The organism is Pseudomonas sp. H3(2019), assembly GCF_007713465.1.
GTDB lineage: Bacteria > Pseudomonadota > Gammaproteobacteria > Pseudomonadales > Pseudomonadaceae > Aquipseudomonas.
In genome coordinates, this window is record NZ_VMSG01000013.1 from 16,775 (window position 1) to 32,247 (window position 15,473).

Consider the following 15,473-nt stretch of genomic DNA (forward strand, 5'->3'; position numbering starts at 1 on the left):
TTTGTGTTGTAGCTGAAGCCTCAACCGGCCATCGCCAACCGGTTACGCCCCTCGCGTTTGGCTACATACAGCGCACTGTCGGCGCGTCGCAACAAGCTGTCTGCGGACTCGCCCGGCAACAGCGTCGAGCAGCCAAGGCTGACGGTTAAACCGATCAGCGTCCCATCCGCCGAATACTCCCCGGCTTGCGCGGCATAGCGCAGGCGTTCGCCTATCATCGCTGCGGCTTCGCGGCTGGTGTTGGACAGCAGAATCAGAAACTCTTCTCCGCCAAAGCGAAAGACCATGTCTACGTTGCGCAACTGGTCTTTGATCGAGGTTGCGACAGCCTTCAGCACGTCATCGCCGGCACTGTGACCGTAGTTGTCATTGATCTGTTTGAAGTGATCGATATCGAGCATCAACAACGACAGCGGCTGCAGGTGTCGCCGGGCCATGTCGATCTCCCGTTGCAGGGTCTGATCCATGGCAATTCGGTTGCCGGTGCCTGTCAGTGGGTCGCGCAGTGCGCTTTGGGTGGCCGCTCGATAGAGCAGCGCGTTGCGCATCGGGAAGAGCAAGGTGGATAGCAGGGATTCGAGGTTGCCCTGGTCTTTTTCACTGAAGCGCTGATTGCGACGGAACACCAGATCGCCCAGGTGTGTGCCTTCGTGGCTCAGGCTATAGCTCACCGAGTGATGCCCGCGCTGACCGAACTCCAGGCGTAGATCGCTGCTCTTGTGCTGATAGTTCAAGGCGTCCAGAGGCACAAGTCGCTGAATCTCGCGGAAAAACAGTCCCAGAATGCGCTGTGGCTCAAGGCTGGTTTGCAGTTGCAGGGCCATTTGCTGGCGCAATTGACCAAGGCTGGCGGGACGCTCCAGAAGGGGCGGCAACTGGCCAAAGCCCAGTCGCTGCATTTTGGCGCTATCGAAGTCAATTGCGTTGGTCTGGGTTGGAGATTTCATATGGCGTGAGCCCCTAAGCAGGAATGCTGTCTTACAGGCCGGGTGAGAGCGGCTTTGGGCTGCGCTTCATACTGGTCCATCAGTCCCGTAGGACATGTGGCTAGATTTTAGTCCGCTTTGTCGAGCAAAAGTAAGCTCGTCATGGCGCTGCCCGATCGCTAACACACTGCGTGTTTCAACAGGGTTAGAGCGAAAGTCATGCCATTCGGTTCAAACGAATAAAACTCGTTTTAAATCAGCTTGTTGGCTTGTATATCGGTTTCTGCTAGCTGATTCGGCGGCATTTGATTGACTTCAAACAGGCGCTTGAAGGGGGAGAGGCGCGTGCCGCGACAGTATGCCGTCGCGGCAGCGGGGTGCAGCGCGGGCTTACTGAGCGTTGAACGCCTGACCGTTGATGCCGGTGCTGTCTGGCCCCATCAGGTACAGGTAAACCGGCATGATCGCTTCGGGCGTCGGGTTGTTGGCCGGGTTTTCGCCCGGGTACGCTTGAGCGCGCATGCTGGTCCGGGTAGCGCCTGGGTTGATGCTGTTGGAGCGGACCGGCGCGACGCTGTCGACTTCGTCGGCCAGGGTTTGCATCAGGCCTTCGGTGGCGAACTTCGACACGCCATAAGCGCCCCAGTACGCACGACCTTTGCGGCCGACGCTGCTGGAGGTGAAGATCACCGAGGCGTCCTGAGACAGCTTGAGCAGTGGCAGCAGGGTGCTGGTCAGCATGAACATGGCATTGACGTTGACGTGCATCACGCGCATGAAGTTTTCGCCGGAGAGTTGCTCCAGTGGCGTGCGCGGGCCAATGATCGAGGCGTTGTGCAGCAAGCCATCAAGGTGACCGAATTCGGTTTCGATCATGGCCGCCAGTTCGTCGTACTGGTGCGGCAGGGCAGTTTCCAGATTGAACGGAATCACTGCAGGCTGTGGATAACCGGCCGCTTCGATTTCGTCGTAAACCTGAGTCAGATTGGCCTCGGTCTTGCCCAGCAGCAGTACGGTAGCGCCGTGAGCGGCATAGGTTTTTGCCGCGGCAGCGCCGATACCACGACCGGCGCCAGTGACCAGGATGACCCGATCTTTGAGCAGTTCAGGGCGGGCGGAATAATCAAACATAAAAAACCTCTACACCATCCATTAACAGAGCGGAAAAGGATCGCAGCCTGCGGCAGCTCCTACGCTGATCACGGTCCTGCGATCTTTCGACCGAATTAGCAGCTACACAGCGCGCTATCGAGCACTTTGCGCAACTCCGAAGGGTGGTCCACCACCACATCGGCGCCCCAGTTTCGTGGATTGTCATCAGGGTGAATGTAGCCAAAGGTCACCGCGGCGGTCCGGGTGCCGGCATCGCGGCCCGACTCGATATCGCGCAGGTCATCGCCCACAAACAGCACGCTGGCCGGGTCCAGGTCGAGCATTTTGCACGCGAGGATCAACGGCTCCGGGTGCGGCTTGCTGTTGGTCACGTGGTCTGGGCAAATCAGCAGCGCCGAGCGTTCGGCCAGCCCCAGTTGTTGCATGATCAGCTCAGCGAAGCGCAGCGGTTTGTTGGTCACCACGCCCCAGATCAGATTGGATCTCTCGATGTCGGCCAACAGTTCAGCCATGCCGTCGAAGAGTTTGCTGTGAACGGCACAACCCTTGAGGTAACGCTCGAGGAACTCCAGTCGCAACGCTTCGAAACCCGGCGATTCCGGGTCCATCGAGAAGGTTACCGCGACCATGGCTTTCGCCCCGCCGGAAATCTCGTCGCGGATGTGTTTGTCCGGGATCGGCGCCAGCCCGCGGTCTGCCAGCATGCTTTGGCAGATGGCAATGAAGTCCGGCGCGGTGTCGAGCAGGGTGCCGTCCATGTCAAAAAGAACTGCTCTGATTGCCATCGACTTACTCCTCGCGCAGTGTCTGGATCATGTAGTTGACGTCAACGTCGGCGGCCAGCTTGTAGTGCTTGGTCAGTGGGTTGTACGTCAGGCCGATGATGTCCTTGACGCTCAGGCCGGCCTGACGGCTCCAGGCGCCGAGTTCGGAAGGGCGGATGAATTTCTTGAAATCATGCGTGCCGCGCGGCAGCAGTTTCATGATGTATTCGGCGCCGACGATGGCGAACAGGTAAGCCTTCGGATTGCGGTTGATGGTCGAGAAAAACACCTGGCCACCCGGTTTTACCATACGGAAGCAGGCACGAATGACCGACGATGGATCGGGCACGTGCTCGAGCATTTCCAGGCAGGTGACCACGTCGAATTGCTCGGGCATTTCTTCCGCCAGGGCTTCGGCGGTGATCTGCCGGTACTCGACGCTGACGCCGGATTCCAGTTGATGCAGTTGTGCGACCGCCAACGGCGCTTCGCCCATGTCGATGCCCATCACGGTGGCGCCGCGTTGTGCCATGGATTCGCTGAGGATGCCGCCGCCGCAACCGACGTCCAGGACCTTCTTGCCGGCCAGTTTGACGCGCTCGTCAATCCAGTTGACCCGCAGCGGGTTGATGTCGTGCAGCGGCTTGAACTCGCTTTCGCGGTCCCACCAGCGATGAGCCAGGGCTTCGAATTTGGCGATTTCAGCGTGGTCGACGTTGCTCATGGGTAATCCTCTAAATCTGAAAAATTCTGCTGTCAGCCTTGAAGTTCGGTTCAAGGGTTCGTTCTATTCGGTGTGTCCGCTGATGCGCTGGCCCCAGGCGGTGGCGGTGGCGCATAGCTGTTGTTCATCAAGGCGCGTCAGGCGCCCGTCGTCGAGCAATTGCTTGCCGGCGACCCAAAGGTGTTTCGCACATTCCCGGCCGGTGGCATAGATCAGCTGCGAAACCGGGTCATAAACCGGCTGCTGGGCCAGGCCGGACAGGTCGAAGGCCACCAGGTCCGCGGCCTTGCCGACTTCCAGCGAACCCACTTCTGCTTCCAGCCCCAGCGCACGGGCACCGTTGAGAGTCGCCATGCGCAAGGCGCGATGAGCATCCAGTGCCGTGGCCGAGCCGGCAACGGCTTTGGCCAGCAGGGCGGCGGTGCGGGTTTCGCCCAGCAGGTCGAGGTCATTGTTGCTGGCCGCGCCATCGGTGCCGACGGCGACATTCACACCAGCCTGCCACAAGCGCTCCACCGGGCAAAAGCCGCTGGCCAGTTTCAGGTTCGATTCCGGGCAATGAATCACGCTGGTATTGCTTTCTACCAGTAACGCCAGGTCTTCATCGCTGATTTGCGTCATGTGAACGGCCTGGAAGCGCGGTCCGAGCAAGCCCAGGCGACCGAGGCGGGCCAATGGCCGCTCGCCGCGTTGTTCGACCGATTGCTGGACTTCGAAGGCTGTTTCATGGACGTGCATGTGAATCGCTGCGTCCAGTTCCTCGGCGATTACCCGGATTTTTTCGAGGTTTTCGTCACCGACGGTGTAGGGTGCATGAGGGCCGAAGGTGATTTTGATGCGCGGGTGATGCTTGAGGTCGCTGAACAGTTCGACACCCTGACGGATGGCTTCATCTGCATCGCTGGCGCCGGGAGTCGGGAAATCGAGGATCGGGATGGCGATTTGCGCGCGAATACCGCTGTTGTGCACGCGTTCGCTGGCAACTTTCGGGTAAAAATACATGTCCGAGAAGCAGGTGATGCCGCCTTTGATCTGCTCGGCAATGGCCAGGTCGGTACCGTCGCGGACGAAGGACTCATCGACCCATTTGGCCTCGGCTGGCCAGATGTGCTGCTCAAGCCAGGTCATCAGCGGCAAATCATCGGCCAGGCCACGAAAGAGTGTCATCGCTGCATGTCCGTGGGCGTTGATCAGCCCCGGGCTGAGCAGCATGCCCGGCAGTTCACGGACCTCGCTGGCCTTGAGTTTCAAGGCTTCGCTGCGCGGGCCGATAAAGGCAATACGCCCGTCGCGGATGCCCAGGCCGTGCTCCTTGAGGACTACGCCAGCGGGTTCGACAGGTACTAACCAGGTCGGCAGCAAGAGTAAGTCGAGCGCAGCGGCAGGATTCGGCATCGAGGGTTCGGTCCAGTGCTTTTATAAAGGATGGCGAAGTATACCCGAGCGTCTTCGCGGGGGGATCGCTATAATCGGCGGCTTTTGTTCATGAGTGCGGGGTGAGGGATGCGCAATCGACTGTTGGCTGCGGAGAAGGTGAAGGCCATCGATTGGCGGGACGGCGCTCTGTATCTGCTGGATCAGCGCATTTTGCCATTCGAGGAAACCTGGATTGCCTATACCAGCGCAGCGGGTGTGGCTGAGGCTATTCGCTCGATGGTGGTGCGTGGTGCGCCGGCAATCGGCATCAGCGCCGCCTATGGCGTGGTGCTGGCGGCGCGCGCGCGGTTTGCTGCGGGTGGCGACTGGCAGTCGGCGCTGGAAGAGGACTTTGCCCTGCTCGCGAATTCACGGCCGACCGCCGTCAACCTGTTCTGGGCGCTAGGGCGTATGCGCGAACGCCTGGAGCGGCTCAAGGATCACCCCAATCCATTGGAAGTGCTTGAGGCAGAGGCCTTGGCAATCCATGAAAGTGATCGCGAAGCCAACCTGACCATGGCGCAATTGGGTGTGGATCTGATCCGCAAGCATCAGGGCAATGCCCAGGCTGTTTTGACTCACTGTAATACGGGGGCGTTGGCGACTGGCGGTTTCGGCACTGCGCTCGGGGTGATTCGTGGCGCGTTCCTGGAAGGCATGATCGAGCGGGTTTACGCCGACGAAACCCGGCCTTGGCTGCAGGGCTCGCGCTTGACCGCCTGGGAATTGGCCAACGAAGGCATTCCGGTCACCCTGAACGCCGACTCGGCCGCTGCGCACATCATGAAAACCAAGGGCGTGACCTGGGTGATCGTCGGCGCTGACCGAATTACCGCCAATGGTGACGTGGCGAACAAGATCGGCACTTACCAACTGGCGGTCAACGCCATGCACCACGGCGTGCGTTTCATGGTGGTGGCGCCGAGTTCGACCATCGACATGAACCTGGCCAGTGGCGACGACATCCCGATCGAAGAGCGTGATGGCCGCGAGTTGCTGGACGTCGGCGGCAAGCGGGTGGGGGCTGATGTCGATGCATTCAATCCGGTGTTCGATGTCACGCCGGCTGACCTGATCGACGTCATCGTCACCGAAAAAGGCATCGTCGAGCGGCCGGATACCGCGAAGATGGCGCAATTGATGTGCCGTAAGCGCTTGCATTGACGATCTCGGGCGTCTGATAAATCCCCAATCGCGAGCTTGCTCGCGATGGACCCCTCAAGGTCAACAAATCAGCCTGAGTCGGACCTGTGATTTGCCTCAGAGCCTCTCTCGTCGCCTTTACGCCTGTCACCGGTCAACTAACTATGCTCCATGCGCATCTGGGGGATAGGTGCGTGGCGGCTCTTGTGATAACATTCGGCGGTTTCCAAGGCAGCCCGATGTGGCTGCCTTTACTGCGCAGATCCATGGCATAACTCGTTGATTTGTCGTAAGTCGGTGCTGGCACTCAGCCTGCAGCGGCGAGCTTCGTTCGTCCCATATGGATGTGACGAAGTTTCACCAGAAAAAGGAATCAGGCTTCTCATGGGCGAACTGGCCAAAGAAATCCTCCCGGTCAATATCGAAGACGAGCTGAAACAGTCCTACCTCGACTACGCGATGAGCGTAATTGTCGGTCGGGCACTGCCTGATGCGCGCGATGGCTTGAAGCCCGTGCATCGGCGTGTGCTGTTCGCGATGAGCGAGCTGGGTAACGACTTCAACAAGCCGTACAAGAAATCTGCCCGTGTTGTCGGTGACGTGATCGGTAAGTATCACCCGCACGGTGATACCGCGGTATACGACACCATCGTTCGTATGGCGCAGCCATTCTCGCTGCGTTACCTGCTGGTAGACGGTCAGGGCAACTTCGGTTCGGTCGACGGCGACAACGCCGCGGCAATGCGATACACCGAAGTGCGCATGACCAAGCTGGCGCACGAGCTGCTGGCTGACCTGCATAAAGAAACCGTGGACTGGGTGCCGAACTACGACGGCACCGAAATGATCCCGGCGGTTATGCCGACCCGCATTCCCAACCTGCTGGTCAACGGCTCCAGCGGTATTGCCGTGGGCATGGCGACCAACATTCCGCCGCACAACCTCGGTGAAGTCATCGACGGTTGCCTGGCACTCATCGACAACCCCGAGTTGACCGTCGATGAGCTGATGCAATACATCCCCGGTCCGGACTTCCCGACCGCCGCGATCATCAACGGTCGCGCCGGTATCATCGAAGCCTATCGTACCGGTCGCGGCCGCATTTACATGCGTGCCCGTTCGATCATCGAAGACATCGACAAGGTCGGTGGTCGTCAGCAGATCGTCATCACCGAACTGCCTTACCAGTTGAACAAGGCGCGTCTGATCGAGAAGATCGCCGAGCTGGTCAAAGAGAAAAAACTGGAAGGCATCACCGAACTGCGCGACGAGTCCGACAAAGACGGTATGCGCGTGGTGATCGAACTGCGTCGCGGCGAAGTGCCTGAGGTCATCCTAAACAACCTCTACGCCCAGACCCAGTTGCAAGCGGTGTTCGGCATCAACATTGTTGCGTTGATCGACGGCCGTCCGCGGATCCTGAACCTCAAGGACCTGCTGGAAGCCTTTGTGCGTCACCGCCGCGAAGTGGTGACCCGTCGTACCGTGTTCGAACTGCGTAAAGCCCGCGAGCGTGGTCACATCCTCGAAGGTCAGGCGGTTGCACTGTCGAACATCGACCCGGTCATCGCCCTGATCAAGGCCTCGCCAACGCCGTCGGAAGCCAAGGAAGCGCTGATCAGCACTCCATGGGAATCCTCCGCAGTGGTAGCAATGGTCGAGCGTGCCGGTGCTGACTCTTGCCGTCCAGAGACCCTGGATCCGCAATATGGTTTGCGCGAAGGCAAGTACTTCCTGTCGCCGGAGCAGGCGCAAGCCATTCTGGAGCTGCGTCTGCACCGTCTGACCGGCCTGGAACACGAAAAACTGCTGGCCGAGTATCAAGAGATCCTCAACCAGATCGGCGAGCTGATCCGCATCCTCAACAGCGCCACGCGCCTGATGGAAGTGATCCGCGAAGAGCTGGAAGTGATTCGTGCCGAGTACGGCGATGTGCGTCGCACCGAAATTCTCGATGCGCGTCTGGACCTGACCCTGGGTGACATGATCCCGGAAGAAGAGCGCGTCGTGACCATTTCCCACGGTGGCTACGCCAAGACCCAGCCATTGGCTGCGTACCAGGCCCAGCGTCGTGGCGGTAAAGGCAAATCGGCTACCGGCGTCAAGGATGAGGACTACATCGCTCATCTACTGGTCGCCAACAGCCACACCACGCTGTTGCTGTTCTCCAGCAAGGGCAAGGTTTACTGGCTGAAAACCTACGAAATTCCTGAGGCGTCCCGCGCTGCCCGTGGTCGTCCGCTGGTCAACCTGCTGCCGCTGGACGATGGTGAATACATCACCACCATGCTGCCGGTCGAGGAATACACCGAAGGTCACTACATCTTCATGGCTACCGCCAACGGCACCGTGAAGAAGACCCCGCTGGAGTCCTTCAGCCGTCAGCGCAGCGTTGGCTTGATCGCGCTGGAGCTGGACGAAGGCGACGTCTTGATCTCCGCTGCCATCACCGATGGCGAGCGTGAAGTCATGCTGTTCTCCGACGGCGGCAAGGTGACCCGCTTCAAAGAGTCCGACGTTCGTGCCATGGGCCGTACCGCTCGCGGTGTCCGCGGCATGCGTCTGCCGGAAGGTCAGAAGCTGATTTCCATGCTGATCCCTGAAGAAGGCAGCCAGATCCTCACCGCTTCGGCGCGTGGTTTCGGCAAGCGTACCGCCATCACCGAGTTCCCTGAGTACAAGCGTGGCGGTCAGGGCGTTATCGCCATGGTCAGCAACGAGCGTAACGGCCGTCTGGTCGGTGCAGTCCAGGTGCTCGACGGCGAGGAAATCATGCTGATTTCCGACCAGGGCACCTTGGTGCGTACTCGTGTTGATGAAGTATCCAGTCTGGGTCGTAACACCCAGGGCGTGACCCTGATCAAACTGGCCAACGATGAAACACTGGTCGGTCTGGAGCGGGTTCAGGAACCATCGGAAGTCGAAGGCGAAGAGCTGGAAGGCGAAGAGGGTGCCGAGCTCGAAGGTGTGGTACTCGAGACCGGCACCGAGCCGGACGATACTGTCGAAAGCCAGCAGGCTGACGCAGCTGACGAAGAAGAGCCGCAAGACTAACCAAATCGTAGCAGGGCAGAGTGTTTGCTCTGTCCGCTACCGTGAATGCATAGCGAGAGTGGATGTGAGCAAACGAGCCTATAACTTCTGCGCAGGTCCTGCTGCGCTGCCTGAAGCTGTTCTGTCGCGTGCCCAGTCGGAATTGCTCGACTGGCATGGCAAGGGTCTCTCGGTCATGGAAATGAGCCATCGCAGCGATGAGTTCGTGTCCATTGCGACCAAGGCCGAGCAGGATCTGCGTGATCTGCTGAATATCCCCTCGAACTATAAAGTGCTGTTTCTGCAAGGCGGCGCCAGCCAGCAATTTGCTCAGATTCCTCTGAACCTGTTGCCGGAAAACGGCAAGGCCGACTATATCGACACCGGTATCTGGTCGCAGAAAGCCATTGAAGAAGCGCAGCGCTACGGCCACGTCAACGTCGCCGCTACCGCCAAGCCTTACGATTATTTCGCCATTCCCGGCCAGAACGAGTGGAAGCTGTCGCAAGACGCGGCCTACGTGCACTACGCGCCGAACGAAACCATCGGTGGTCTGGAATTCCAGTGGATCCCGGAAACCGGTGATGTTCCGCTGGTTGCAGACATGTCTTCGGACATTCTCTCGCGCCCTGTGGATATCTCGCGTTTCGGCATGATCTACGCCGGCGCCCAGAAAAACATCGGCCCGAGCGGTATCGTCGTCAACATCGTGCGTGAAGACCTGCTGGGTCGTGCCCGTTCGTTCTGCCCGACCATGCTCGACTACAAGGTCGCGGCCGACAACGGCTCGATGTACAACACCCCGCCAACACTGGCCTGGTACTTGTCCGGTCTTGTGTTCGAATGGCTGAAAGAGCAGGGTGGTGTTGAGGCCATTGGCAAGCTCAATGAAGTCAAGCAGCGCACGCTGTACAACTTCATCGATGCTAGCGGCTTGTACAGCAACCCGATCAACAAGACTGACCGCTCGTGGATGAACGTGCCGTTCCGTCTGGCTGACGATCGCCTCGACAAGCCGTTCCTGGTCGGTGCCGAAGCGCGCGGTCTGCTGAACCTCAAGGGTCACCGTTCGGTAGGTGGCATGCGTGCCTCTATCTACAACGCCGTCGACATCAACGCAGTCAATGCGCTGGTGGCGTACATGGCAGAGTTCGAGAAGGAACACGGCTAATGTCTGAGCAAGAACTCAAGGCACTGCGCCTGCGCATTGATGCTCTGGACGAAAAAATCCTCGAGCTGATCAGTGAGCGTGCACGCTGCGCCCAGGAAGTCGCGCGAGTAAAGATGGCTACGCTGGCCGAAGGCGAAGTGCCGGTGTTCTATCGTCCTGAGCGTGAAGCTCAGGTGCTCAAGCGCGTAATGGAGCGCAACCAGGGGCCGCTGGGCAACGAAGAGATGGCGCGGTTGTTCCGTGAAATCATGTCCTCGTGCCTGGCGCTCGAGCAGCCGCTGAAAGTGGCCTACCTCGGCCCTGAGGGCACCTTCACTCAAGCGGCGGCCATGAAGCACTTCGGTCATGCGGTGATCAGCAAGCCCATGGCGGCGATCGACGAAGTGTTCCGTGAAGTGGCTGCCGGTGCGGTGAACTTTGGCGTGGTGCCTGTGGAAAACTCCACCGAGGGCGCGGTCAACCACACCCTCGACAGCTTCCTCGAACACGACATGGTTATCTGTGGCGAAGTCGAGCTGCGCATTCACCACCACTTGCTGGTGGGTGAAAACACCAAGACCGACAGCATCAGCCGCATTTATTCCCATGCCCAGTCCTTGGCGCAGTGCCGTAAATGGCTGGACGCTCACTACCCGAACGTCGAGCGCGTGGCGGTATCGAGCAACGCTGAGGCGGCCAAGCGGGTCAAGGGTGAGTGGAACTCGGCGGCGATTGCTGGTGACATGGCGGCGGGTTTGTACGGTTTGACCCGTCTGGCCGAGAAAATCGAGGATCGCCCGGACAACTCCACGCGATTCCTGATGATCGGCAGCCAGGAAGTACCACCGACCGGCGACGACAAGACGTCGATCATCGTCTCGATGAGCAACAAACCCGGCGCGCTTCACGAGTTGCTGGTGCCGTTCCATGACAATGGCATCGACCTGACGCGAATCGAAACCCGTCCATCGCGCAGCGGCAAGTGGACCTACGTGTTCTTCATCGATTTCGTCGGCCACCACCGCGACCCGCTGATAAAAGCTGTGCTGGAGAAAATCAGTCAGGAAGCGGTAGCACTTAAAGTGTTGGGTTCCTACCCGAAAGCAGTTCTCTAAAGGCGTTGATAATGAGTGGCGACTTCCTCGCTCTGGCACAGCCGGGCGTGCAACAACTTTCGCCTTACGTTCCGGGCAAACCCGTGGACGAACTGGCTCGCGAGCTGGACATCGATCCGGCAAAAATCGTCAAACTGGCGAGCAACGAAAACCCGCTGGGTGCCAGTCCCAAGGCACTGGCGGCGATTCGCGAAGAGCTGGCCGAGCTGACCCGCTATCCGGACGGCAACGGGTTTGCACTGAAAACCCTGCTGGCTGAGCAGTGCCGGGTCGAGCTCGATCAAGTGACGTTGGGCAACGGCTCCAACGACATCCTCGAGCTGGTCGCGCGTGCCTATCTGGCGCCGGGCCTCAACGCAGTGTTCAGTGAGCATGCGTTCGCGGTCTACCCGATCGTCACACAGGCTGTCGGTGCCGAAGCGCGGGTGATTCCAGCCAAAGACTGGGGGCATGACCTGTCGGCCATGCTCGAAGCCATCGACAGCAACACCCGCGTGGTGTTCATTGCTAACCCGAACAACCCGACCGGAACCTGGTTCGGCGCCGAGGCGCTGGATGAGTTCCTGCAGGACGTGCCTGCGCATGTGCTGGTAGTGCTGGATGAGGCGTACATCGAATACGCCGAAGGCAGCAATCTGCCGGATGGTCTGGATTTCCTCGCAGCGTACCCGAACCTGCTGGTTTCCCGGACCTTCTCCAAGGCCTACGGTCTGGCCGCGCTGCGTGTGGGTTATGGTTTGTCGACCGCGGTGGTCGCTGATGTGTTGAACCGCGTGCGTCAGCCATTCAACGTCAACAGCCTGGCCCTGGCTGCGGCCTGCGCAGCGTTGCAGGACGATGAATACCTGGCTGAAAGCCGTCGTCTGAACGAGTCTGGCATGCAGCAGCTCGAGGCGGGCTTTCGTGAGTTGGGGCTGAGCTGGATTCCTTCCAAAGGCAACTTCATTTGCGTGGATCTGGGGCGCGTTGCGGCACCGGTTTTCCAGGGCTTGCTGCATGAAGGTGTGATTGTGCGTCCAGTGGCCAATTACGGCATGCCGAATCACTTGCGCATCACCATCGGTCTACCGGCTGAAAACAGCCGCTTCCTCGAGGCGCTGGCCAAGGTTCTGGCCCGTGGTTGATGTCATCGCCGTGCAACCTGCTGTGCCTATGATCGGTCGCCTGGTGGTGGTCGGTCTGGGGCTGATCGGTGGTTCGTTCGCCAAGGGCCTGCGGGAGCGCGGGTTGTGCCGCGAAGTGGTTGGCGTTGATCTCGATCCGCAATCGCGAAAGCTGGCGGTTGAGCTGGGGGTGGTGGATCGTTGCGAAGACGACCTCGCTGTCGCCTGCCGCGGTGCGGACGTAATTCAGTTGGCAGTGCCGATCCTCGCAATGGAAAAACTGCTGGCGCTGTTGGCTGGCATGGACCTGGGGGCGGCGATTCTGACCGATGTCGGCAGTGCCAAAGGCAATGTGGTGCGTGCCGCGACCGAAGCCTTCGGTAGCATGCCAGCGCGCTTCGTTCCGGGGCATCCGATCGCCGGTTCCGAGCAGAGCGGGGTCGAGGCTTCCAATGCTCAGCTGTTCCGTCGACACAAAGTGATTCTGACGCCGCTCGAACAAACCGATCCGGCTGCCCTGGCAGTTGTCGACCGGCTCTGGCGCGAGTTGGGTGCCTCTGTCGAGCACATGCAGGTCGAGCGTCACGATGAAGTGTTGGCGGCGACCAGCCATTTGCCGCATTTGCTGGCGTTCGGATTGGTCGATTCATTGGCCAAACGAAGTGAAAATCTGGAAATCTTCCGTTACGCTGCGGGCGGTTTCCGCGATTTCACGAGAATCGCCGGCAGTGACCCGGTCATGTGGCACGACATCTTCCTCGCCAATCGCGAAGCTGTCCTGCGCACACTCGATACATTTCGCAGCGATCTCGACGCCTTGCGCGACGCGGTCGATGCAGGGGACGGGCACCAACTGTTGGGCGTATTTACGCGCGCCCGGGTTGCCCGCGAGCATTTCAGTAAAATCCTGGCCCGTCGGGCCTATGTGGACGCTATGAACTCCAACGATCTGATTTTCCTGGCAAATCCTGGTGGCCGCCTGAGTGGGCGGATTCGTGTACCGGGCGACAAATCGATTTCCCACCGTTCGATCATGCTCGGCTCCCTCGCTGAAGGCGTTACCGAAGTCGAAGGTTTCCTTGAGGGTGAAGACGCCCTGGCGACCTTGCAGGCCTTCCGTGACATGGGCGTCGTGATCGAAGGTCCGCACCATGGTCGCGTGACCATTCACGGTGTTGGCCTGCATGGCTTGAAACCGGCTCCTGGCCCGATTTATCTGGGCAACTCGGGTACGTCGATGCGTCTGCTGTCCGGCTTGCTGGCCGCGCAGGACTTCGACAGCACCTTGACGGGCGATGCGTCGCTGTCCAAGCGTCCGATGAATCGTGTGGCCAACCCGCTGCGCGAAATGGGTGCAGTGATCGAGACGGCTGCCGAAGGTCGTCCGCCGATGACCATTCGTGGTGGCAACAAGCTCAAGGGCCTGACCTACACCATGCCGATGGCCAGCGCCCAGGTTAAATCCTGCCTGTTGTTGGCGGGCCTGTACGCCGATGGCAAGACCACCGTGACCGAGCCGGCTCCGACCCGTGACCATACCGAGCGTATGCTGCGTGGCTTCGGCTACCCGGTTACTGTCAACGGCGCTACCGCTTCGGTCGAGTCCGGCCACAAGTTGACCGCGACGCACATTGAAGTGCCGGGCGATATCTCCTCGTCGGCATTCTTCCTCGTGGCGGCGTCGATTGCTGAAGGTTCGGAGCTGGTGCTGGAGCACGTGGGTATCAACCCGACCCGTACCGGTGTGATCGACATCCTGCGCTTGATGGGCGCCGATATCACCCTGGAAAACCAGCGTGAAGTCGGCGGCGAGCCAGTGGCTGATTTGCGTGTGCGAGCGGCTAAGCTTAAAGGTATCGAAATTCCTGAGGCGCTGGTTCCGCTGGCCATCGACGAGTTCCCGGTACTGTTCGTGGCTGCGGCCTGTGCCGAAGGTCGGACGATTCTGCGTGGTGCGGAAGAGTTGCGGGTCAAGGAGTCGGATCGTATCCAGGTGATGGCGGACGGTTTGCTGGCGCTGGGCGTCAAGTGCGAGCCAACTCCGGACGGCATCATCATCGACGGCAGCCAGATTGGCGGCGGCGAAGTGCATGGTCACGGCGATCACCGGATTGCCATGGCATTCAGCGTTGCGTCGTTGCGCGCCAATGCGCCGATCCGTATCCATGACTGCGCCAACGTTGCGACCTCATTCCCGAACTTCCTCGCCTTGTGCGCGCAAGTCGGTATTCGTGTTGCTCAAGAGGCTCAGTCGTGACCAGCCACGCTCCGGTAATCACCATCGATGGGCCGAGTGGCTCGGGCAAGGGCACTATCGCCGGGATCCTCGCCAAGCGCCTGGGCTGGTGCTTGCTGGATTCCGGTGCGTTGTACCGTTTGCTGGCATTTGCTGCGCGCAATCATGGTGTCGACCTGACCAATGAAGAGTCGCTGAAGTTGCTGGCCGCTCACCTTGATGTGCAGTTCGTCGGAGCGACCGAAGGTCATCCGCAGCGCATCATCCTTGAAGGTGATGATGTCACTGATGACCTGCGCAATGAGCAGGTCGGTGCCTGGGCCTCGCAAGTGGCGGCGCTGCCTGCGGTGCGTGACGCCTTGCTGCAGCGGCAGCGGGCATTTCAGGAGGCGCCGGGGTTGGTGGCCGATGGTCGCGACATGGGCACCGTTGTGTTTCCCGACGCGCCGCTGAAAATTTTTCTGACCGCCAGCGCCGAGGAACGGGCGCGCCGTCGTTATTTGCAGTTGAAGGGTAAAGTCGAGGGTGTTAGTCTGTCGAGTCTGCTAGATGAGATCCGTGTGCGCGATGAGCGCGACACCCAGCGAGCGGTAGCCCCGCTCAAGCCGGCGGTCGACGCCATACAGCTGGATTCCACGGAGTTGTCCATCGAGCAGGTGCTGGAACGCATCATGAGCGAGATCGCCATTCGCGATATCGTCGGGTGACCAAGAAGCACTGCAGGGGACCAGTCATAGTCCTGCGGCGTTT

Annotated in this window: 12 protein-coding genes; 7 read left to right on the plus strand and 5 right to left on the minus strand. The window is 59.9% G+C overall.

Annotated elements, in window-relative coordinates; genetic code table 11:
- Positions 1–20 precede the first annotated feature (20 nt).
- The 5 genes from FPT12_RS14495 to FPT12_RS14515 form a co-directional block, all read right to left on the minus strand.
- Complete coding sequence (locus FPT12_RS14495) at positions 21–947, minus strand: GGDEF domain-containing protein (protein WP_145016921.1); 927 nt, start codon at positions 945–947, stop codon at positions 21–23.
- A gap of 369 nt (positions 948–1,316) precedes the next feature.
- Complete coding sequence (locus FPT12_RS14500) at positions 1,317–2,057, minus strand: YciK family oxidoreductase (RefSeq protein WP_145016923.1); 741 nt, start codon at positions 2,055–2,057, stop codon at positions 1,317–1,319.
- A 95-nt stretch (positions 2,058–2,152) separates the two neighbouring features.
- Positions 2,153–2,824, minus strand: a complete 672-nt coding sequence (mupP, locus tag FPT12_RS14505; RefSeq protein WP_145016925.1) for an N-acetylmuramic acid 6-phosphate phosphatase MupP — start codon at positions 2,822–2,824, stop codon at positions 2,153–2,155.
- Between the two features lie 4 nt (positions 2,825–2,828).
- Positions 2,829–3,527: a bifunctional 2-polyprenyl-6-hydroxyphenol methylase/3-demethylubiquinol 3-O-methyltransferase UbiG gene (ubiG, locus tag FPT12_RS14510; protein WP_019692990.1), complete on the minus strand. Its 699-nt coding sequence runs from the start codon at positions 3,525–3,527 to the stop codon at positions 2,829–2,831.
- 63 nt (positions 3,528–3,590) lie between these two features.
- On the minus strand, positions 3,591–4,922 hold the full coding sequence (locus tag FPT12_RS14515) for a TRZ/ATZ family hydrolase (protein ID WP_145016927.1): 1,332 nt from the start codon (positions 4,920–4,922) through the stop codon (positions 3,591–3,593).
- A gap of 108 nt (positions 4,923–5,030) precedes the next feature.
- On the opposite strand from FPT12_RS14515, the gene mtnA reads away from it, so the two are divergent.
- The 7 genes from mtnA (at position 5,031) to cmk (ending at position 15,430) form a co-directional block, all read left to right on the plus strand.
- Positions 5,031–6,107: an S-methyl-5-thioribose-1-phosphate isomerase gene (gene mtnA, locus FPT12_RS14520; RefSeq protein WP_145016929.1), complete on the plus strand. Its 1,077-nt coding sequence runs from the start codon at positions 5,031–5,033 to the stop codon at positions 6,105–6,107.
- 363 nt (positions 6,108–6,470) lie between these two features.
- On the plus strand, positions 6,471–9,140 hold the full coding sequence (gene gyrA / locus FPT12_RS14525) for a DNA gyrase subunit A (RefSeq protein WP_145016931.1): 2,670 nt from the start codon (positions 6,471–6,473) through the stop codon (positions 9,138–9,140).
- 64 nt (positions 9,141–9,204) lie between these two features.
- Positions 9,205–10,290 (plus strand): 3-phosphoserine/phosphohydroxythreonine transaminase, encoded by a 1,086-nt coding sequence (gene serC / locus FPT12_RS14530; protein WP_145016933.1) that lies wholly within the window; start codon positions 9,205–9,207, stop codon positions 10,288–10,290.
- Positions 10,290–11,384, plus strand: a complete 1,095-nt coding sequence (pheA, locus tag FPT12_RS14535; protein WP_019692985.1) for a prephenate dehydratase — start codon at positions 10,290–10,292, stop codon at positions 11,382–11,384. Before serC ends, pheA begins: the two co-directional genes overlap by 1 nt.
- A gap of 11 nt (positions 11,385–11,395) precedes the next feature.
- Positions 11,396–12,508: a histidinol-phosphate transaminase gene (gene hisC / locus FPT12_RS14540; protein ID WP_145016935.1), complete on the plus strand. Its 1,113-nt coding sequence runs from the start codon at positions 11,396–11,398 to the stop codon at positions 12,506–12,508.
- A 28-nt stretch (positions 12,509–12,536) separates the two neighbouring features.
- The gene (locus FPT12_RS14545; RefSeq protein WP_145017145.1) at positions 12,537–14,744 is read left to right on the plus strand and encodes a bifunctional prephenate dehydrogenase/3-phosphoshikimate 1-carboxyvinyltransferase; all 2,208 of its coding nucleotides are present in this window, start codon (positions 12,537–12,539) and stop codon (positions 14,742–14,744) included.
- Positions 14,741–15,430 carry a (d)CMP kinase gene (gene cmk, locus FPT12_RS14550; RefSeq protein ID WP_145016936.1) on the plus strand — a complete coding sequence of 230 codons (690 nt, stop codon included), beginning with the start codon at positions 14,741–14,743 and terminating at the stop codon, positions 15,428–15,430. The genes FPT12_RS14545 and cmk overlap by 4 nt, the downstream gene beginning before the upstream one ends.
- The last annotated feature ends 43 nt before the right edge of the window (positions 15,431–15,473 follow it).

Excerpts from the sequence above, each read along its gene's own strand:
- FPT12_RS14500 (WP_145016923.1), bottom strand. The coding sequence starts at position 2,057 with ATGTTTGATTATTCCGCCCGCCCTGAACTGCTCAAAGATCGGGTCATC.
- mupP (WP_145016925.1), bottom strand. The coding sequence starts at position 2,824 with ATGGCAATCAGAGCAGTTCTTTTTGACATGGACGGCACCCTGCTCGAC.
- FPT12_RS14495 (WP_145016921.1), bottom strand. The coding sequence starts at position 947 with ATGAAATCTCCAACCCAGACCAACGCAATTGACTTCGATAGCGCCAAA.
- ubiG (WP_019692990.1), bottom strand. The coding sequence starts at position 3,527 with ATGAGCAACGTCGACCACGCTGAAATCGCCAAATTCGAAGCCCTGGCT.
- mtnA (WP_145016929.1), top strand. The coding sequence starts at position 5,031 with ATGCGCAATCGACTGTTGGCTGCGGAGAAGGTGAAGGCCATCGATTGG.
- pheA (WP_019692985.1), top strand. The coding sequence starts at position 10,290 with ATGTCTGAGCAAGAACTCAAGGCACTGCGCCTGCGCATTGATGCTCTG.
- FPT12_RS14545 (WP_145017145.1), top strand. The coding sequence starts at position 12,537 with ATGATCGGTCGCCTGGTGGTGGTCGGTCTGGGGCTGATCGGTGGTTCG.
- hisC (WP_145016935.1), top strand. The coding sequence starts at position 11,396 with ATGAGTGGCGACTTCCTCGCTCTGGCACAGCCGGGCGTGCAACAACTT.
- FPT12_RS14515 (WP_145016927.1), bottom strand. The coding sequence starts at position 4,922 with ATGCCGAATCCTGCCGCTGCGCTCGACTTACTCTTGCTGCCGACCTGG.
- gyrA (WP_145016931.1), top strand. The coding sequence starts at position 6,471 with ATGGGCGAACTGGCCAAAGAAATCCTCCCGGTCAATATCGAAGACGAG.